Source organism: Dialister succinatiphilus YIT 11850 (assembly GCF_000242435.1).
GTDB lineage: Bacteria > Bacillota > Negativicutes > Veillonellales > Dialisteraceae > Dialister > Dialister succinatiphilus.
Genome location: NZ_JH591187.1, coordinates 169,931 through 190,607, shown reverse-complemented (window position 1 = coordinate 190,607; position 20,677 = coordinate 169,931). Strand labels below are relative to the sequence as shown.

Below are 20,677 nucleotides of genomic sequence, written 5' to 3'. Positions count from 1 at the left end.
AAAGCTGTTGTATAATAACTTTAGGTTCTTTATGAACCGGACGTGGTTAACGGATTGCTGCTGTCAATCAACAACAGTTATCCCCTGCGAAGCAAGGTATTCAGCGAGTTGAGTCCTCGTCATTACCCTTTTAGCCTTTTTAGGCTTCTTCGCAGTCATGTAGCCGTCAGTTTTGTAAGGCTCGTCCTTACTTAAGATGTGCCAGATGGCAGTCAGGAACATCTTACAGATTGCGATGATGGCTTTCATGTAACCACGTCTGCTTTTTATACGGTTAAAGCGACTTGTAATTTCCGGGTGGTCTTTTGAACGCACAACTGATCTGGCAATATTAACCAGCAGCGGTTTCAAATATTTCCCTGCCCGGGATATTTTTCTGCCTTTTACCTTGTGGGCACTTGAATCATGGCTCGGACATACACCTGCCCATGAACAAAGATGTCTGGCCGAAGGAAATACACTCATGTCCGGACCAATTTCTGCCAGCACCCGCATAGCGGTAAATGGGTCCCTGTCAAATCCTGGGACCGTCCTGATCAGCTCCAGCTGATGAGCATAGGGTTTCATTCTCTCTGCAACGTCCTGCTTGAGCACTGCTTCATCTTTCACAGTTCTATCTAACCTGCTGAAGGCCACTTTGAGTTTGGACAAAGAAGATATATCTACAGATGATGCCTTTGCTACTGCTTCTTGGATAACAGGGATTGGCGTCTTGCATCGTTTTCCAATGAATGGGGCCACATTAAATTTCTCACCAGGATGATTAAGCATATAGTCAATGATTGATCTTGATGTCTTCCCAAATACATCTGAAAAAACAACATCAAGCTTGATGCCTTCCCCAGTTAAGCAATTCAGTATGCGGTTTTTCTCTCCAGTCATTGCATTATGAATTTTCTGGCAGTACCGAATTGTTGACCTCATGATTCTGAATTCTTTTGATGGAATAAAACTTGCAACCACACGTCCACTGGCATAGGATTTTGCAATCCATTTTGCATCAGCGGGATCACTCTTTTTACCTTTTAATGGTTTGGTGTACTTGGGATGAGACACAAGGGGATGTAATCCGGCTTCTTCCGCTGCATCATATATTGGATGCCAGTATTGTCCGGTAGACTCCATACATACATCATGACAGTTTTTGGAAATGATCCAATCAGTCATTTTCTTCAGGTCTTTGGGATACGTAGTAAACTGGGCGGTATAATATTTAACCGGACTGTCACTATTGTCATAGATAAAGACGGCTGCAAATACTGATTTCTTATGGACATCAAGCCCACAGCATATGGGATGAATATATTCATTCCTGTCACCAATTTCTATGCGTTCATGCATTGCATCTTTCCTCCTTTCTACAATAAGGATAAATAAAGAAGTAAAGGTGAATGTAGCGGACATTGACTGATCATTCTGAATCAATCGAGACGATTGTACAAAGATATAAGCTTACGGGCTCTGTTGCCGGGCCGAAGCCTGGCGGCACCAATTTTCAATTCCAAAGAATGATCTCCATATTTAATTGAACGGGGTAGTTGCTGCCACAGCCCCACCACTCAGCTCCACGGGTTTATGTAGTATATCCGCCCATCCACCATAAGTATGTACCCCAATAGGGGATAAAACCAATAGAAAGTGATGTTAGACAACTCCCGTTTCTTTGATATTCAGTGGCGCACCGCGCCCAATCTCTAATTGAGAATTGCCAGGGCGGCAGGTGGCTGCAGCGTCATGCAGCCGCTCTTCCCGCTGACTGGTATTTAACCGCTTATAAGTCATTAACGTCATGTACCGAGATTCTTCACTGCGTTCAGAATGACCCGCCCGGCGGGAAGGGGCTATGTCGTTAGAAATGCCATAAACCATTCTTAACGTAGTGCAGGGAGATTTCTCGTCTCTCTTTCACTGGCTCCATGGGAAGAGGGATTCATACCGGCTTGTGCCTCCGCTCGAAATGACATGGGCGGCGGGAAGGATGGGTACGCAGCTTCCTGTTTTCCTTACAGCACGCCGGCGCTGTCGGTTTTGGTGATGTATTTGGCCGGGATGGGGTTATCCAAATGGTAGATGATGGTCATGGGCTGGGAGCCTTCCCATCTCATGAGGTGGGCGGGGCCCAGGAAGGTATAGGCCATGGAGGATTTGTAGGCGTCCTGTTTGGCACTTCGCACGAAAAGGAGTACGGTGGTCCCGTTGTCTCTCTGGTGGATATAGCGCTGTCCTGTTTTGGATTCCGGCGTGGTGGTACTCTGGCTCTGCCAGTGGAAGGTCTGTCTGTCTATGGAGTAGTCTTCATACAGGGTAGTATCGGAAAATTCTTTTTCCGATTTATTGAGGGTCACCAGAAATACATCGGTAGGCGCAGTCACCACATCGCTGTTTTCAGGAGTCAGATATTTCACGCCTTCCCTGATGCTGCCGGGTTTGGCAAAGCCCAGAGCAGCAAAGAGCTGATCCCTGCTGTAGTTGCAGTATACTTCCAGAGGCGTTTGGTAAGGGAGGTCCGGCTTTTCCGGAATGATATCGATGGAGTCATACTGCCAGCGGAGCAGTGCCTTGATTTCATCGGTCAGTTCATGCTGTCCCCGAAAGCGACGCACTGCGTCTTCCGGTGCCGGACAAGTCCATTTCCCACCTTCCGGATACAGGGTGAGCTGCCACATGCGGAGATATTTTTTCTCCATCTCCGTCAAGGCAGGCGGCATAGTTTCATAACATTTTTCCATGAAGGAAATCCATTTGGGCGAGTCCATAGAAAGCACTCTTGGCAGGGCTTTCCGAAGGACTTCTTCCTCTTCGGTCACCGGAAAATCGGGAATGAGCCCGGCATCCGCCAGCAGTCTGGCAAAGGTATGTTTTTCATTATAAAAGGTATGGGGATGGATGGCGGTGGCTTTGAAAAATTCTTCCAGTGTAGGAATATGGCCGGTGGCCGAAGCCAGTTCCTTCACCATATCCATGTAAAATTCATTTTTCCGAAGTCGGCTGTTAATATTTTCCAGTACATGGCGGGCAGCGATTTCTTCCAGCTGAATAGAGCAGCCCTTAGGTACATGGGGAAATCCATCCTGGATTTCTTTCTTGATGACCACATGGCTTTTGCCCAGAAGAGAGGCATAGCGGGAGGCAAAGTCGTACCTCCTGTTGGCCTGGGCTACGAAGTCCAGTACCGTAAGACAGTCTTTCTCCGGGAAAAGGCGCAGGCCGCGCCCCAGCTGCTGGAGGAAAATGGTCATGGAGTTGGTAGGACGAAGGAAGAGGACTGTATTCACTGCAGGAATATCCACCCCTTCATTGAAAAGGTCCACTACGAAAATAATGGTGATGTCTCCGCTTTCCAGCTTCTGCCTGGCCGCATTTCGAACATCCTTCGGGCTGTCCGCATCCAGGGCCAGGGCTTTGATGCCCTGCCGGTTGAAGTAGTCTGCCATAAAATGGGCATGTTTTTTAGAAACGCAGAAGCCCAGGGCTTTCACGTCTCTCATATCCGCTGTATACCGCTCCAGGGCCTGGATAATGGCACGGGCCCGCTGGCTGGCTAGGGCTCCTTCCCCGGTATATACATTTTCCAGTTCTTCTATATCATAATGGCCGCCGGTCCACTTGATATTGGAAAGGCTCACAGGATCGTCGATGCCAAAGTAATGGAAGGGGCAGAGCAGGCGCCGTTCAATGGCATCGGGAAGCCTGATTTCTGCCGCCATATGACCGCCGAAATAGTTCAGTATGCTCTTCCCATCCATTCGTTCCGGCGTAGCCGTAAGGCCCAGCAAGATTTTCGGGTGAAACCAGGTCAGAAGCTTCTGGTACCCTTTGGCCGCCGCATGGTGAAATTCATCTACAATAATCATGTCATAGTAGAAGGGATCCATTTTTTCCCAGAACTTTTGGCTGTTAAAAGTCTGGATGGACATGAAAAGATGCTCACTGCGGGCGGCATGGTAATTTCCCACAGCCAGTTGTCCAAAGTTCGGATCTTTCATCACCTGGCGGAAGCAGGAAATACTCTGTTTCAGGATTTCCTCTCGATGGGCTATAAAAAGAAGCCTGGCCTTTCCTTTGCGGCTCTGATAAAAATTGCGATAGTCAAAGGCAGAAATAGCGGTCTTCCCCGTGCCTGTCGCCGCCACCACCAGATTATGCCAGCGGCCCTTACCCAGTCTTTCTGTGCGAAGGGCATCCAGCACGGCCTGCTGGTAGGGATAGGGCTCAATATCAAAGGAATAGGTGGTGTCGCTCCCCTCTTCCTTCCGTCCCCTTTCCCGGTCGATGGCACGACTCAGTTTATCAAAGTCAGACACCTGAAATGGCTGGAATTCATCGGAGTGCCAGTAGGTATCAAAGGTGGCTTTCATCTTGGCAATGATACCGGGCAGGTCCTGCTCAGTGACCTTCATATTCCATTCCATACCATCAGCAATGGCGGCGCGGGACAGGTTAGACGAGCCTACATAAGCCGTAGAAAATCCGCTGTCCCGATAGAACATATAGGACTTCGCATGAAGCCTAGTTTCCTTCACGTTATAGGAAATCCGAACCTCCGTATTCGGCAGCTCCGACAGCACCTTCACTGCCTTGGGATCTGTGGCACCCATGTAGGTGGTGGTCACTACCCTGAGATGACCGCCGCCGGCGGTAAACTGGCGAAGGCATGGCAAAATGAGGGAGAGGCCGGAAAAGCGGATAAAGGAAATCAGCATGTCCATGCGATCACAGGTCATGATTTCCCGGTTCAGCTCATGAATCATGGATACATCATTCCGGGAATTGGTAAAGAGGAAGGAATTCACCAGTGATGTAGCCGGCACTTCCCATTTCTTTCTGGCAATTTTATTGGCCCGGTGCTCCAGGGATTTTAAAATGAACTGCTCTGCTGTCACATCATGGCCATCTCCCAGATTTGCAATCCGGGAAGCCAGCTTTTCTACCAGCTCATTCGTCAGTGCCAGCTCATCCTTCACGCAGTGGTCCTGATTCTCGTCGGCAATATCCTTCAGACAGAGCCGGATCAGCTTTTCCAGATAAGAGGACAAATACCCCACTGCCTCCTGGGCATCCACATCCTCCCGATCCGCCCAGATTTCCTTATCCGCCAGCGCCTTTGTCAGCTTTTTATCAAAGTCCCTGGAAATAACCTTCTCATATACGCCGTCCTTCAAATCAATGATGTCAGCCATAGGAACCCCCTTACAATTACTACCTGTATTATACCAGGGCTCGTAGAAAAAATAATGAAATATGTTTCCCTGCTTTCTATTATATAAAAAAGGCATGACAGTCACTGTCATGCCACGCAAAAAACAGAAAAGCCTATCAGGGGAGTCTCCAGGTAAGTTCAACCAATGAATCAGGCGTCCGCGCCTTGGCTCTCCCGCTTACGTGGGTGCTGCTCGGAACATGTCGTCAGAGAGAGGAAAGTCCTGCGAGCGCTCTTCCTTATTGCTTTTCTGTCTTCTGTTTTTTGGGTACTGCGTTTTCTTCTGTCTATCATCGGCCGATTGTAGAAGAAGGGAGGATTGAAAAGTGGAATTCCCTGATGATTCTTCATTTCCCTGCCCTTCTCTTTACCGCGGATGTGGAGGATGGCCGTTTGGAAATCGGATTCATCGTCTCATGAGGTCTTTTCATCCCTCTATTATTAATATCGCAGAGGGTTCGATTTCTAGACCCCTTGAAAGAAAAAATTTTGAAAATTTATTTCAGTGTTCCTCAGTGCTTCCCTAGAAATGACAGAATCCTGATGGTGCTATCTGCATATCAAAGTAAAATTTTTAAGGAAGGTTGTGAAAAAGGGGTGCTTATGCAATATAAATGTATGGAGAAGGAAATCCGGAAACTCCATGGAAGGATTCTATTCCCCTCTGTCATGTATATCGCGATCATTCCGGCCGTAATGCAGCTTTGACAGAAAGAGATCAAGAATTCCTGTATACAGGCTCCCGATTTTCCCCTCCCGCTCCCCGGCGCCGGGGAAGCAAAACGGATTCTGCAGATTCGTAAAAATATGATAACCCATCGCAAAAGCACGGATACCATCCCTTGCAGCATGAGCCCGCATTCCCGGACGACAAGAGCAGGGTTGACGCAGGATTTTCCTGTGATTTAGCGCTGCCGCCTGATTTCAGGGAAGCATTAATTAATTCACAGAGTCTGCCTTTATAAGAATTTTTCTGCACTGCTGCGTCATGGGATTCCTTAAATAGCTCGCTATCTGCGTCATCCCATTCCTTGCATTGCATAAAAATTCACGAATAAAAGCAGACAATGATTTAATTAGCGCTTCCCTAGAGGCCCGCCATACTGACTGGCTCGGATACCATCCGTGTTTTTGTGCTGCCTTTTGACAGCATGAAAAAAGCAGCCCCTCATGGACTGCTTTTTTTCATTGTAAAAACTCCTGATTGGTCCCATACTTATGCACGGTAGGGCGTCAAGGCATCTGCTTCGATGAATCGGCCAGGGGTAGCCGCCTAAGCGGAATGTCTGTGTCGTCAAGGAAGAAAAGATACGCTATATTGCCACCAGGATGTCTAGCAGGTCATGCCTCAGGAGTCTTTATGGAGTTTTCGGCGCGCCGGAGAGGAAAAATTCATGAAGGTTCCCAGTCTTTCCTCCCCGCTTCCATGGATTGTGCACCGCGGGAATTGGAAAGCCCTTTCGCCAGGCCTTTTCGCCTCTCTGGTCATATAGTCGGCTGGACAGGGAAGATGTATCAGTCATGGATTTGTATGTCATTGGACACGCCCTGCAGGCGTGAGGGTTCAGAAGGTTCAAAGGGTTCAAAAGGTTCAGAGGGGGGTGGTGGCGGCTGACGCCGCAATTTTTAAAGTCAGCGTTACGGGATTGGCTTTATGAGTCATATAGTTTGATACGCATTACGATGATGAGCCACCTCCGGTGGCTTTTTTTCCCCCCCTTTGGTGCCTTACAGCACCACCTTTCCCCCGCTGTATCGGTCGGACGACAAAAGGAAAGCGCCTTTATGGGCAGGCTAGGCGCCTTACTTCGCCCGACTTGCACATCCTATGCAGGATGTGCACAGTGGACAATAAAGCTCTGAAGAGCAGCCTTCTCATCATTGATTCTATTATGCCCCTGCATAGAGGGTGGCAAAGGAACTGGATTCATAGGAGAGAGAAGCGGCCCACGAATCAAGTTTCCTTGCCACCGCAAGGGAACGCAAGGACGTTATGGGATTTACCTTCCTGTCTCCAGTGGTAAATGGCGAAGTGCCAAAGTCTCTTTTCTGGGGGCTGCTTCATTCACATGGGCTGCCTATGTCCGTGTTTTCGTGCTGTCCTTTTTATAGTGAAGAAAAAAGCAGCTCCCCATGAAGCTGCTTTTTCACCACAAAGAAACCCGGTGCCTTCCCATCCCCTATGCCCAATGAGTTCGGTGTCTGCATGGTCTACGGCCGCTGCTGTACGAGGTACGACGGCGCGCGCCATACATGAGTCTCCCGTCATTTCTGCCGAGATAGATGATGAAGTCCTGGATTTCTCTGCTGTTTTTCCAGTTGATACTGAATTTTTACCTTTTTCCGGAAAAGGTGAGGGGGAAAAGGCGGTACCTTTTCTGCTTTCCATCACTCCATAGAATCATTTCTTATGCGCACTTGGAAACATATGGAGTGATTTCCTGCAAAACCGCGGGCCTTTCATGTCCCTCTACTATATAAGTAACGGCAGGTCCTCATTTTTGAAAAGAAGAGGAAAATTTTTTTAAATTCTATAAGGGAGGGTTCTTAAGATGGACCGGCCCCATGGGCCGGAGGGTTCGTAAGTTTGACGGCCCTTCGGGCCGAGGGTTGTGGTATCGCCCTTACGGACGATGAGTATTATAATGCCGCCTTTCGGCGGTCACGTCCATATCGAGTGTCATAATCATTCTTACCACCGTCCACCCCTTCGCCACTTCGTGGCCCTCTTCCCCTAAAGGGGACGCAAGAACGTTACGGATTTACTTTCGGTGTCATAGGGCTTGATTGGCATTCTGCTGGTTGGCTCGCTGCGCTCGCCTCCCCCTATCCGGCTTCGCCGGACTTCCCCCGCAGTTCGGTCGGTCAATCGAAAGGAAGGCCCTTTTATGGGCAGGTTAAGGGCCTACTTTGACCGACTTGCACATCCTATGCAGGATGTGCACAGGGGCAGAATAAAGTTCCGCAAAGCAATCCCTTCACTCAACGCATAGCGAAGAATAAAGTCCCCCCCCGCCGGGGGGAAGGTGGTGGCGCCAGCCACCAAAAGGGGTGCATTTCCGACGCCCGCAGGGCGGTTGTATGGTTTTATACAAACTGGCGCCTTCTATAATTTAGAGGCGCCTACAACAACCCTCAGCGGCATAGCCGCTGTCAAACTTAAGCCCCTTAAGAACCCTCGGCCCATCGGGCCGTCAACCCTCAAGCCCGGAGGGCTTGTCCATAAGGCGCCAGCCACCAAAAGGGGTGCATTTCCAACGCCCGCCAGGGCGGTTGTAAAGGTTTTATCATAAGAGGGCGCCTTCTATAATTTAAAGGCGCCCCACCACAACCCTCAGCGGCATAGCCGCTGTCAAACTTTAGCCCCTTAAGAACCTTCGGCCCATCGGGCCGTCAACCCTCAAGCCCCAAAGGGGCGCGTCCTCATCCAATAGCTTTTTTCAGTCCTCCGATATAGTCCATGAGGTCCTGGTCTGCCTTGTTTCCTTCTTTGTTGATAATATCCACTACGCCGCTACCGGTGATGACGCCGTCTGCCAGGGCGGCCATTTCTTTTGCCTGCTTGGGGGTGTGGATGCCAAAGCCTATGGCTACGGGGGTATCGGTGGTTTCTTTGATAACCCGGATAATGTCTTCCAGGTCGGTTTGGATGCTGCCGCGCATGCCGGTGACGCCCATGGAGGAGACTACATATACAAAGCCTGTGGCGTTTTTCACGTTGCTGCGGATCCGGTCTTCTGATGTGGGGGCTACCATCTGGATGATGTCTACGCCGTTTTCATCGGCCAGGGGACGGATTTCCTGCTGTTCTTCGCCGGGAAGGTCGGGGATGATGACGCCGTCGATACCGATTTCCTTTGCTTCCTGGAAGAAGCGGTCTGCGGGATAGCGGAAGACGGGGTTGTAGTAGGTGAGAAGGACGATGGGGATGGCTGTGTGCTTCCGGATTTCTTTCACTGTTTCCATGACCTGGGGCAGGTGGATGCCGTTTTTCAGGGCTTTCACGTCAGCTTCCATGATGACGGGGCCGTCGGCGATGGGGTCGGAGAAGGGGACGCCCAGTTCGATGAGGGTGGCTCCTGCTTTTTCCATGTCCAGCACGTATCTGACGGTGTCTTCGATGGATGGTGTGCCGGTGGTCAGGAATGCGATTAATGCTTTACCGTTTTTGAATGCTTCATTGATATGGCTCATATGGGGATCCTCCTTAATCATGCAGGTTTTCACCGCGGTAGCGGGCAATGGCAGCCACGTCTTTGTCTCCGCGGCCGGACAGGGTGATGACGACGATGTCGTCTTTGTTCATGGTTTTGGCTTCTTTCAGTACGCCTGCCACTGCGTGGGCTGATTCGATGGCGCAGATGATGCCTTCTTTTCTGGCCAGGTATTCGAAGGCCTGTACCGCTTCTTCGTCGGTAATGGCGATGTATCTGGCTCTGCCGATGTCATGGAGATAGGCGTGTTCAGGGCTAACGCCGGGATAGTCGAGGCCTGCGGAAATGGAATAGACTTCGGTGATATTTCCGTCTTTGTCCTGGCAGAAAATGGATTTCATGCCATGGAAGACGCCGATGGAGCCTTTGGTGATGGTGGCTGCATGGTAGGGGGTGTCCACGCCTTTGCCGCCGGCTTCGCATCCTACGAGGGCTACGCCCTGGTCCTGGAGGAAGGGATAGAAGGTGCCGGCTGCGTTGGAGCCGCCGCCTACGCAGGCGTAGACTCTGGTGGGAAGGCGGCCGGTCCTTTCCAGTACCTGGGCTCTGGCTTCACGGCCGATGCAGCTCTGGAAGTAGCGCACCATTTCCGGGAAGGGGGCGGGGCCTGTGGTGGATCCGATGATGTAGTGGGTATCATCGCAGCGGCGGCTCCATTCCTGCATGGCAGCGTTCACGGCGTCCTTGAGGACCCGGGATCCTGTCTTTACTGCGTGGACTTTGGCGCCCAGAAGTTTCATGCGGTATACGTTCAGTGCCTGTCTTTCGGTATCGATTTCACCCATGAAGACTTCGCATTCCATGCCGAAGAGGGCGGCGATGGTGGCGGCGGCTACGCCGTGCTGGCCGGCACCGGTTTCGGCGATGAGGCGGGTCTTGCCCATCCGTTTTGCCAGGAGGGCCTGGCCGATGCAGTTATTGATCTTGTGGGCGCCGGTGTGGTTGAGATCTTCTCTTTTCAGGAAGATGCGGGGGCCGCCCAGGTCTTTTTCCATATTTTCCGCTTCATAAAGCATGGAGGGGCGGCCGGTGTAGTTCACGAAGAGGCGGTGGAGTTCGTCCTGGAATTCCCTGTCTTTTTTGCATTCTTCAAAGGCTTCTGCCACTTTATTGACTTCGTTCATCAGTACTTCCGGTACATACTGTCCGCCGTATTCACCAAATCTTGTTTTCATATGTATTCCATCCTTTTCTCATGAATTTTCCTGTATCATTTTTTTGAGGAGGACCGGCCGGTTTTCTGCCTTCATCAGCATTTCGCCGATGAGCACGGCGTCTGCGCCGGCCTGTCTCATCCGTTTCACTGCTTTTTCATCGGTCATGCCGCTTTCGGAAACAAGGAGCACTCCCTCGGGTACCAGGGCTGCCAGCCGCTCGGTGGTTTCCATGTGGATGGTGAAGTCCCGGAGGTCCCGGTTGTTCACTCCCACAATGCGGGCGCCGGCGGAAAGGAGTCGTTCCATTTCTTTTTCATCATGGGCTTCCGCCAGCACATCCAGTCCCAGATTTTCCGCTTCTTTCATGAAGCCTTTGATTTCTTCATCTGTAAGAATGGCGGCTATGAGAAGAATGGCGGAGGCGCCTGCCAGGGCTGCTTCTTCGATCTGGCACAGGTCAATGATGAAATCTTTCCGGAGCACCGGGATTTCCACTTCCGAGGCCACTTTTCGAAGGTAATCAATGTCCCCTTTGAACCATTTCGGTTCGGTGAGGCAGGAGATGGCCGAAGCCCCTGCCCTTTCATATTCCTTTGCAATCTCTTCAAAGGGGAAATCTTCACTGATGATTCCTTTGGAGGGAGACGCTTTTTTCAGCTCGCAGATAAAGGAGAGCCCCGGGGCTTTCAGATTTCTATAGAAGGAATGTCCTTTCTTCGGGATGAAATCTTTCATGCGCCGGCGGATTTCATCATAGTATCCTTCTCTTTCCAGCCGGTCTATGCGCTTTCTTGTTTCCTGTGCAATATCATCCAGTATCATGGTGCACCTTATTCGTTGGAGACTTGAATGTAGGCTTCCATGGTCTTTTCAGCAGCGCCGCTGTCGATGAGGTCAGCCGCTTTCTTCACCCCTTCTGCCATGGTATCTGCCGCGCCGGCTGCATAGAAGGCCAGGCCTGCATTGAGGAGGACGGCGTTTCTCTTCGTGCCCTGGATTTTACCGGAAAGGATGCCCTTCGTGATTTCCGCATTTTCTTCCGGCGTGCCGCCCACCAGTTCTTCTTTCCTGCCCCGGGTGAGGCCGAAGTCTTCCGGTTTGATTTCCGTGGTGCGGTAGTAGCCGTTCTTCAGTTCGCATACCAGGGTGGGCGCGCTGGGGGAAACTTCATCGAGGCAGTCCATGCCGTGGACCACCACCGCTTTCTTCACGCCCAGCTTGTCCAGCACCTTGGCCACCGGTTCCACCAGGTAGGCATCATAGACGCCCAGAAGGAAGAAATCGGGATTGGCCGGGTTCGTGAGGGGTCCCAGAATGTTGAATACCGTGCGGAAGCCCAGTTCCCTGCGGATCGGTCCTACGTACTTCATGGCTGCATGGTACTTCTGGGCGAAGAGGAAGCACATGCCCACCTTCTTCAGCATATCCAGGGCTTTTTCGGGGTTCTGGGAAATATTGGCTCCCAGCGCTTCCTGCACATCGGCAGTGCCGCACTTGGAAGAAGCGGCCCGGTTGCCGTGCTTGGCCACCTTCACTCCCCCTGCTGCCACTACGAAGGCGGCGGTGGTGGAAATATTGAAGCTGTTGGACTTATCGCCTCCGGTACCTACGATTTCAAGGACTTCCATACCGGGATGGGGAACAGGAATGGCATGTTCCCTCATGGCAGCTGCGCAGCCGGAAATCTCATCAATGGTTTCCGCCTTGGTGCTCTTGGTGGATAAGGCCGCCAGGAATGCAGCGTTCTGGGTGGCGGTGGTTTCACCGTTCATGATTTCGTTCATTACGGTATAGGCTTCGGTATAGGAGAGATCTCCCTTTCTTACGATTTTCTGAATGGCTTCTTTAATCATTTTGTATTCCTCCTGCTTCGGTTATCTACTTGATTTCTGCTATGCTTCCCTTACCTGCCATCGTCTGATAGAATCCATGATTTCCTCCTTCAGGGAGGTAATAAAAAAATCCGTCCCTGACAAATACTTGTCAAGGACGGATATACTTCCGCGGTGCCACCTTGCTTCAGGGTATGACCCCTGCTCTTAGCGAGATACCAACATATCTCCGGCAACTGACGTATGCCCTACGTCGCGAGCTACTAAGGAAATCCTTTTCACCGCGCCCTCAGCGGTCCATTTAATAACCTGCGTCCTGCCGGCTTCTCAATACCCCGGCTCCCTGTGAGTGCACGAATTATTTTTATCTCCGCTTCAACGGTTTGTTTTCTTAAGTTGTGGCTATTATAATGCGCCGGACTCATTATGTCAAGTATATTTTTTGGGGCGCTTTGGACACGCCCTGCGGGCGTGAGGGTTGACGGGCCTTTGGCCCGAGGGTTCTTAAGGTTCGTAAGTTTGACGGCCCTTCGGGCCGAGGGTTGTGGATTGCCGCTCCGCGGCAATGCTTATAAAGTCAGCGTTACGGGATTTACTTTCTGTGTCATATGGCATGATATGCATTCTGGTGATTAGCCGCTACGCGGCTCCCCCTTATCCGGCTGCGCCGGACTTTTCCCCATCCGGGGGACAGAATAAAACACCTTGAAGACTCGCTTCATAAGCGGCTCTACAGTAAGCACGGGTTATAGTGCCCCCGCTTGCGGGGGAAAGGTGGTGCCGTAAGGCACCAAAGGGGGGATGCATTTCCAACGCCCGCAGGGCGGTTGTAAAGGTTTTATACAAACTGGCGCCATCTATAAATTAGAGGCGCCCACCACAACCCTCGCGCCAGAGGCGCGTCAAACTTAAGCCCCTTAAGAACCTTCGGCCCAGCGGGCCGTCAACCCTCAAGCCCCAAAGGGGCTTGTTCATGTGGCGCCAGCCACCAAAAGGGGTGCATTTCCGACGCCCGCAGGGCGGTTGTAAAGGTTTTATCATAAAAGGGCGCCTTCTATAATTCATAGGCGCCCTTCACAACCCTCAGCGGCATAGCCGCTGTCAAACTTAAGAACCCTCGGGGCCACAGCCCCGTCAAACTTTAGAACCCTCACGCCCGCAGGGCGTGTCCCCTCCCCTTCACCCAGATGGCCATGAAGCACAAAGCGCCGCCGAGAAGGAAGCGCAGGGTCAACGGATTTCCGTAATAGAGGCAGGAGAAGAGGAAGCCGAAAACCGATTCCATGCTGCTGATGAGGGAGACTGTCACGTCAGGCAGGTATTTCTGGGCCTCGTTCTGCAGGGTAAAGGCGGCAGCGGTATTTAAAATCCCCAGGAAAAGCACTCCTTCCGTGCATTCCCTGCCCTCCGGGATGATGGGCTCTCCCATGAGGAGAAGGAGGAAAAGGGAAAAGAGGGACGCCGCGGCGAACTGGATGAAGGAGAAGGCAAAGATGTCCATTTCTTTTTTCATATGCTTTCCCACAAACACGATCTGCAGCGTAAAAAGGACAGAGGATGCCAGGGTGATTCCGTCCCCCAGACGGATATCCCCCTCCCCTCCGGCAGCAATGAGCCCGATGCCCATCACTGCCAGAAAGGCGGCGGCAAAGGCCCTCTTTCCCGGCCTCTTCTTCAAAACAAGCCAGCTCACAAAAGGCGTCCAGGCCACATAGGTGGTAAAAAGGAAAGACTGCCTGGCGCTGGTGGTGTAAGACAGCCCCAGAAGCTGCACCGCCAGAGACAGCGCCAGAAGGACGCCGGACAGGATGCCAAACCAGAGGACCCGCCTCCCCTGCCCCATGATGGCTTTATGAAAGGGCAGAAGAAATAAAAGCGCCGCCAGCCCGAACCGCCAAAAAAGCACGCCCCAGGGCGACAGGCCGGTAAGCGCCATTTTACCAGCTACAAAACCACCACCCCAGATGAGGGCGGTGGTCCATAACATGAGCCGGGCTTTTTTCTCCGATGAATGAAAGATCATAGTATCAGGATCCTTGTGTGAAATTGGACACACCTTCGGTGTGAGGGTTCAGTGGACACGCCTGCGGCGTGAGGGTTGACGGGCCTCCGGCCCGAGGGTTGTGAAGGGAAAGGTTCTTAAGATGGATGGGCCTTCGGCCCAAGGGTTCTTAAGTTTGACGGCCTTTCATGCCGAGGGTTGCGGATTGCCCTTCGGGCAATGCTTATGAAGTCAGCGTTACGGGACTGGCTTTTCTGTGTCATAGGGCATGATTGGCATTCTGCTGATTGGCTCGCTGCGCTCGCCTCCCCCTATCCGGCTTCGCCGGACTTCCCCCGCAGTTCGGTCGGTCAATCGAAAGGAAGGCCCTTTTATGGGCAGGCTAAGGGCCCACTTTGACCGACTTGCACATCCTATGCAGGATGTGCACAGGGGCAGAATAAAGCTAACGCATAGCGAAGAATAAAGTCCCCCCGCCGGGGGGAAGGTGGTGGCGCCAGCCACCAAAAGGGGTGCATTTCCGACGCCCGCAGGGCGGTTGTATGGTTTTCCCACGGGCGAATGCCCGGTTGTGAAGGTTTTATACAAACTGGCGCCTTCTATAATTTAGAGGCGCCCCACCACAACCCTCGCGCCAAAGGCGCGTCAAACTTAAGCCCCTTAAGAACCTTCGGCCCAGCGGGCCGTCAACCCTCAAGCCCCATAGGGGCTTGTTCATATGGCGCCAGCCACCAAAGGGAGAATGCATTTCCAACGCCCGCAGGGCGGTTGTATGGTTTTCCCACGGGCGAAAGCCCGGTTGTGAAGGTTTTATACAAACTGGCGCCTTCTATAATTTAAAGGCGCCCTCCACAACCCTCAGCGGCATAGCCGCTGTCAAACTTAAGAACCCTCGGGGCGATAGCCCCGTCAAACTTTAGAACCCTCAAGCCCCATAGGCGCTTGTCCCCATCATTACCTCCTGAGCATGCGATGTTTAAACTTGATTCCCTTAAATCCCGTCACTTTCCTGAAGTATCTGGCCAGGTATTCCGACACGATATAGAAGGCGGGGATGAGGAAGAGGCCGCAGAGGGTGGCGAAGGTCATGCCGCCTACGACGGCTACGCCCATGCCGCAGCGGGCGCCGGCGCCGGCGCCGGTGGCCAGGGCCAGGGGCAGGCAGCCGATGATGGCGGTGAAGGCGGTCATGAGGATAGGACGGAGGCGGAGTTTGGCTGCAATCACCACGGCGTCCATGGGATCCATGCCTTTATCCACTCGTTCTTTGGCAAATTCTACGATGAGGATGGCGTTTTTCGCTGCCAGGCCGATGATCATGATAATGCCGATCTGCATGTACACGCTGTTCAAAAAGCCTGTGGCGTTTCCTCCGGTCATGGATGCCAGGGTGCGGATGATGTATTCGGAGAATACAGCGCCGAAGATGCCGGTAGGCACAGTGAAGAGAACGGCGAAGGGCATGGACCAGCTTTCGTAGAGGGCTGCCAGGCAGAGGAAGGCAAAAATGAGGGCCATAATGAGGACTTTCATGGTGGAGCTGGAGGAGGTGCTTTCTTCACGGCTCTGGCCGGACCATTCGATGGTGAATCCTGAAGGCATGACGCTCTTGGCTGCTTCTTCCGCCGCTTTCATGGCTTCGCCGGAGCTGTAGCCGCTGGCGGCGCTGCCCTGGATGGTGACGCTCCGTACACCGTTGAAACGGGTAATGGAGGAGGGACCGGTGGTAATGGAGCTGGTAAGGAGGGTGTCCAGGGGCACCATTTTCCCGGAGGCCGATTTCACGGAAATAAATTTCAGACTGTCCGCCTGGGAACGGTACTGGGTATCTGCCTGTACAATGACTTTGTAGGCTCTTCCGAACTGGTTGAAATCGTTGACCTGGGAGCCGCCGAAGTTTGCCTGGAGGGCGGTGAATACGTCGGAGAGGCTGATGCCCAGATTTTTAATCTTTTCACGGTCCACAGCGTACTGCACGCTGGGGGTATTGGTGGCGTAGCTGGTGCGGACGCCGGAGAGCTCCGGCCTTGCGCTGCAGGCTGCCACTACCTGGTCCGCCACCTGGCCCAGTTCGGTATCGGAGAGGCCTACATTATCCTGGAGCTGCATGGTCCAGCCGCCTTCCATACCAAGACCTGGGAGGGCAGGCGTATTGAAGGCTGCCACCCGGGCTTCAGGATGGAGAGGCACCACGGTTTTGTTGAATTTGGCAATAATGGAGTTCACGCTGAGGTCGGAAGACGTTCTCTGGTCCCAGCTGTCCAGGGAAATATAGACGTTGCCGGAGTTGGAGGTGGAGCCGCCGGCATGGGTCATAATGTCCTTTACGCCGGGGATTTTCTTCGTTTCATCAGCAATGGCATCCACGGTCTTCACGGTCTGGTTCAGGGATGTGCCTTCAGGCATGGTGACGCTGGCCATGAAGAATCCCTGGTCTTCTTCCGGTACGAAGGTGGAAGGAAGCAGCTGATAGAAGAGGCCCATAAGGCCGGTGACAAGGACGAGGAAGATGACCGCGTATTTCAGGTGGTGAATCATCCAGCCCACTTTTCCCGTGTATTTCTCGCGCCAGGATTCAAAGGCGCTGTTAAATTTCCGGAAGAAGAAGGCCAGGGGACCGCCGGTAAAGCCTTTGTCGTCCGATTTCAAAAGCAGGCCGCAGAGGGCCGGTGTCAGGGTGAGGGCTACGAAGGCGGAAATGGCCACGGATACGGTAATGGTAATGGCAAACTGTTTGTACAGCACGCCGGTAACGCCACCGATGAAGGCGACGGGGATGAAGATGGAGGCCAGCACGGCGGTGGTAGCAATAATCGGTCCCTGTACTTCCACCATGGCTCTTTCGGTGGCTTCTTTGGCGGAAAGGCCGTCTTTGGACATGTGCTCTTCCACGTTTTCGATAACTACGATGGCATCATCCACCACCAGGCCGATGGCAAGCACCATGGCGAAGAGGGTGAGGGTATTGATGGTAAAGTCCAGAAAAATGAAGGTGGCAAAGGTACCTACAATGGAAACAGGCACGGCCAGCACCGGAATGAGGGTGGTTCTCCATTTCTGCAGGAAAATGAATACCACCAGGATTACGAGGAGCAGGGATTCCACGAAGGTGTCCTTCACTTCGCTGATGGAAGCATTGATGAAGCTGGTGTTGTCCATGACGATGATGTAGTCCAGATCAGGCGGGAAGTTTTCTTTGGCTTCGTTGAGCACCTGCTTCACCTGGCTGATGGTATCCAGGGCATTGGCATCGTTGGTGAGCTGCACGCCGAAACCGATACCGTTCTTGCCGTTGATTTTGGAATTGCTACTTGCGTTCTGGGTGCCGGTCTCGATTTTGGCCACGTCCTTCAGGTACACGAACTGGCCGTTGGATGCGGACTTCAGGATAATGTTGCCAAACTGCTCCGGCGTGGTGAGCCGGCCTTCCACTTTGGCACTGTACTGTTTTTCCTGGATTTCCGGCGCCGGCTGACCGCCTACGGTACCGGCAGGAGCGGAAATATTCTGTTCCTTAATGGCGGAAATCACATCAGAAACGGTGAGATTTCTTTCTGCCAGCTTATCCGGATTCAGCCATACCCGCATGGCATAGCTGGAGCCGAAGGTATTCACGTTGCCTACGCCATTGATGCGCTGGATTTTGTCCAGCAGGTAAATGTCCGCATAGTTCTTGAGAAAGGCCTGGTCATAGGTGCCGTTCGGCGAATAGAGGTTGGCCATGAGCACCATGTCGCCGGAAGACTTGCGCACCGTGAGGCCCGTGGTCTGCACATCACTGGGGAGACTGTTCTTAGCCAGGTTTGCATTGTTCTGCACATTCACCGAGTCCGTATCGCCGTCGCTGGACAGGTCGAACACGATGGACAGACTGTAGGATCCGTCATTGCTGGAGGTGGAAGACATGTAGGACATATTTTCCAGCCCGTTCAACTGTTCCTCGATGACCTGGGCCACCGTCTGGTTCACAATAGTCGCATTGGCGCCGGTATAGCGGGCGCTCAAATTGATGGTAGGCGGTGAAATCTGGGGATACTGGGCAATGGGCAATGACAGAAGGGAAATGGTGCCCAGAAGCACGATAATAATGGAAATGACGATGGCAAAGATAGGCCGCCGGATAAAGAATTTTGACATGGCTCCTCCTTACTTCGCACTCACGGAAGCGCTGGCGGAAGTGGAACCGTCGGAAGAAGTAAGAGACAGCCCCAGCTCATCAGCCGTGGTTTCCGTCACATTCAGCTCCTGCCCTTCCTTCAGGTTCGTCAGCCCTTCCACCACCACATTGTCATCTTTCGTCAGGCCGCTCTTCACTACATAATAGCTTCCTACCTGGTCACCCAGGGTAACCTGCCGGGAAACGGACTTGTTATCCGATCCCACCACAATGACAAAGGACTTATCCAGCACCTGCTGCACCGCCCGCTGAGGCACAAGGATGGCATCTTTCAAAGGCCTTCCCTCCACCGTAACCCGGGCAAACATGCCCGGCAGCAGCACGCCGTCGGCATTATCAAAAACAGCCTTCAGCGTCAGGGTGCCGGTGCTCTCGGAAAGCTCACGGTCTGCAATATATTCCGTAGACACCTCGTCATACTTCTGGCCGTTGCTCAAAGTCAGAGTCGCCTTCGGCGGACGGGGCCTCTCCCCGCCCTCCCTCTCCGGCTTATCGCCGGTGCGGAAATTCAGGTATTCATTTTCACTGATGGAAAACTGCACATAAATGGGGTTGATAGAGCCCACAGACACCAGGGACGTATTTCCCGACGTAGCATAAGTGCCTACACCCACATCATCCACAGAAAGCTTGCCCGAAATAGGCGCACGAATCACCGTATCATCCAGATTTTCCTCCGCCTTCTGCAAAAGGGCATTGGCATCATCATAACTGGACTGGTTAGACGCCACCGTGGCCTCCTGGGTAGTCACCGTCTGCTCCGCAATGGCCCCCGAAGAAAGCAGCCTCTGGTACCTTCCCAGATCAATCATGGAATTATTCAGCGCCGTCCTGGCCTTCTCCACATTGGAACGGGCAGAAAGCACCTCCGACTCATACTGCCGGTCATCGATCTTGTACAGCGCCTGCCCCTCATGGACCAGATCACCGCTTCTGAAATATTTCTCCGTAATAGACCCGGAAACCTTCGGCTTAATCACCACCGCATCCATGGACTTCACCTGTCCCGAATAGTCATGAGACACACTGGTATCCTGCTGGATTACCTTCATAGCCTTCACCGAAACAGCCGAAGACTTCGGCTGCGCGCTGCTGCCGCAGCCCGTAAAGAAAACAGCAGCCCCCATGCAAAGCACAGCCGCCGCCATGACACAACGCTTCCTGCAAAATGTATTCATATCCATACCCTTTCCTTTATAAAATCACTATGTCACTTCCTGTATGATCTCTTACACTTTTTGTCTTTAGTTTACCATAAGTATCCCCTTCTTGGAAATTCTATTTAATGACTTATGGTAATTTATAAATTATACCACACTTCCCTGTGGGACACACCTTCGGTGTGAGGGTTCAGTGGACACACCTGCGGTGTGAGGGTTGACGGGGCTTCGCCCCGAGGGTTGTGAAGGGAAAGGTTCTTAAGATGGATGGGCCTTCGGCCCAAGGGTTCTTAAGTTTGACGGGGCCTTTGGCCCCGAGGGTTGCGGATTGCCCTTCGGGCAATGCTTATAAAGTCAGCGTTACGGGATTTGCTTTTCTGTGTCATAGGGCTTGATTGGCATTCTGCTGACTGGCTCGCTTCGCTCGCCTCCCCCTATCCGGCTACGCCGGACTGCCCCCGCAAGCGGGGGCAGAATAAAACACCGCGAAACACTCTCTTCATAAATGGCTCTACAGCATAACGGAGCTTTAAAGTCCCCCCGCCGGGGGGAAGGTGGTGGCGCCAGACACCAAAAGGGGTGCATTTCCGACGCCCGCAGGGCGGTTGTATGGTTTTCCCACGGGCGAAAGCCCGGTTGTCCGGTTTTCGCCGCCAAAGGCGGCATAAAAAATGGCGCCCCCAAGGGCGCCGTACCTCGCCAGCGCAGCGGTACTATATACCTCCCGAGGGCGGAGCCCTCAACCCGTCCGGGAGGCGTCAGCCGATCCCGGACAGAACCCTTGGCGCCCAGGGCCAAAGGCCCGGCGGCGCCATCAACCCTCGCCCGCGAAAGACCACGGTCGGCCGACTAAATGGAAGGCCCTTTTATGGACAGGCTAAGGGCCAACTTCGGCCGACTTGCACATCCTATGCAGGATGTGCACATCAACCTTC

At 52.7% G+C, this 20,677-nt stretch carries 10 protein-coding genes; all 10 read right to left on the bottom strand.

Translation table 11 applies throughout. The features are described 5' to 3' along the window. Positions 1–63: 63 nt before the first annotated feature. Positions 64–1,341, bottom strand: coding sequence for an IS110 family RNA-guided transposase (locus HMPREF9453_RS00840; protein ID WP_008858654.1), 1,278 nt, complete (start codon positions 1,339–1,341; stop codon positions 64–66). A gap of 662 nt (positions 1,342–2,003) precedes the next feature. Further along, the gene (locus HMPREF9453_RS00835; RefSeq protein WP_008858653.1) at positions 2,004–5,180 is read right to left on the bottom strand and encodes a DEAD/DEAH box helicase; all 3,177 of its coding nucleotides are present in this window, start codon (positions 5,178–5,180) and stop codon (positions 2,004–2,006) included. Between the two features lie 2,085 nt (positions 5,181–7,265). Beyond that, the gene (locus HMPREF9453_RS12035; protein WP_187368027.1) at positions 7,266–7,589 is read right to left on the bottom strand and encodes a hypothetical protein; all 324 of its coding nucleotides are present in this window, start codon (positions 7,587–7,589) and stop codon (positions 7,266–7,268) included. Between the two features lie 1,034 nt (positions 7,590–8,623). Then, positions 8,624–9,394: a tryptophan synthase subunit alpha gene (gene trpA, locus HMPREF9453_RS00815; protein ID WP_008858652.1), complete on the bottom strand. Its 771-nt coding sequence runs from the start codon at positions 9,392–9,394 to the stop codon at positions 8,624–8,626. A 13-nt stretch (positions 9,395–9,407) separates the two neighbouring features. After that, positions 9,408–10,589 (bottom strand): tryptophan synthase subunit beta, encoded by a 1,182-nt coding sequence (gene trpB / locus HMPREF9453_RS00810; protein WP_008858651.1) that lies wholly within the window; start codon positions 10,587–10,589, stop codon positions 9,408–9,410. Between the two features lie 18 nt (positions 10,590–10,607). Then, complete coding sequence (trpC, locus tag HMPREF9453_RS00805) at positions 10,608–11,393, bottom strand: indole-3-glycerol phosphate synthase TrpC (RefSeq protein WP_008858650.1); 786 nt, start codon at positions 11,391–11,393, stop codon at positions 10,608–10,610. 8 nt (positions 11,394–11,401) lie between these two features. Then, positions 11,402–12,424, bottom strand: coding sequence for an anthranilate phosphoribosyltransferase (gene trpD, locus HMPREF9453_RS00800; RefSeq protein WP_008858649.1), 1,023 nt, complete (start codon positions 12,422–12,424; stop codon positions 11,402–11,404). 1,129 nt (positions 12,425–13,553) lie between these two features. Further along, entirely contained in the window at positions 13,554–14,426 is an 873-nt protein-coding gene (locus HMPREF9453_RS00795; protein ID WP_008858648.1) for a DMT family transporter, read from the bottom strand. Between the two features lie 933 nt (positions 14,427–15,359). After that, a complete protein-coding gene (locus tag HMPREF9453_RS00790) occupies positions 15,360–18,542 on the bottom strand; it encodes an efflux RND transporter permease subunit (RefSeq protein ID WP_008858647.1) in 3,183 nt (1,060 codons plus the stop codon). A 9-nt stretch (positions 18,543–18,551) separates the two neighbouring features. After that, entirely contained in the window at positions 18,552–19,766 is a 1,215-nt protein-coding gene (locus tag HMPREF9453_RS00785) for an efflux RND transporter periplasmic adaptor subunit (RefSeq protein WP_008858646.1), read from the bottom strand. Between the last annotated feature and the right edge of the window lie 911 nt (positions 19,767–20,677).

What these genes read in the sequence shown, in the direction of transcription:
- trpD (WP_008858649.1), bottom strand. Translation starts at nt 12,424, where the DNA reads ATGATTAAAGAAGCCATTCAGAAAATCGTAAGAAAGGGAGATCTCTCC.
- HMPREF9453_RS00790 (WP_008858647.1), bottom strand. Translation starts at nt 18,542, where the DNA reads ATGTCAAAATTCTTTATCCGGCGGCCTATCTTTGCCATCGTCATTTCC.
- HMPREF9453_RS12035 (WP_187368027.1), bottom strand. Translation starts at nt 7,589, where the DNA reads ATGGAAAGCAGAAAAGGTACCGCCTTTTCCCCCTCACCTTTTCCGGAA.
- trpC (WP_008858650.1), bottom strand. Translation starts at nt 11,393, where the DNA reads ATGATACTGGATGATATTGCACAGGAAACAAGAAAGCGCATAGACCGG.
- trpB (WP_008858651.1), bottom strand. Translation starts at nt 10,589, where the DNA reads ATGAAAACAAGATTTGGTGAATACGGCGGACAGTATGTACCGGAAGTA.
- HMPREF9453_RS00785 (WP_008858646.1), bottom strand. Translation starts at nt 19,766, where the DNA reads ATGGATATGAATACATTTTGCAGGAAGCGTTGTGTCATGGCGGCGGCT.
- HMPREF9453_RS00840 (WP_008858654.1), bottom strand. Translation starts at nt 1,341, where the DNA reads ATGCATGAACGCATAGAAATTGGTGACAGGAATGAATATATTCATCCC.
- trpA (WP_008858652.1), bottom strand. Translation starts at nt 9,394, where the DNA reads ATGAGCCATATCAATGAAGCATTCAAAAACGGTAAAGCATTAATCGCA.
- HMPREF9453_RS00795 (WP_008858648.1), bottom strand. Translation starts at nt 14,426, where the DNA reads ATGATCTTTCATTCATCGGAGAAAAAAGCCCGGCTCATGTTATGGACC.
- HMPREF9453_RS00835 (WP_008858653.1), bottom strand. Translation starts at nt 5,180, where the DNA reads ATGGCTGACATCATTGATTTGAAGGACGGCGTATATGAGAAGGTTATT.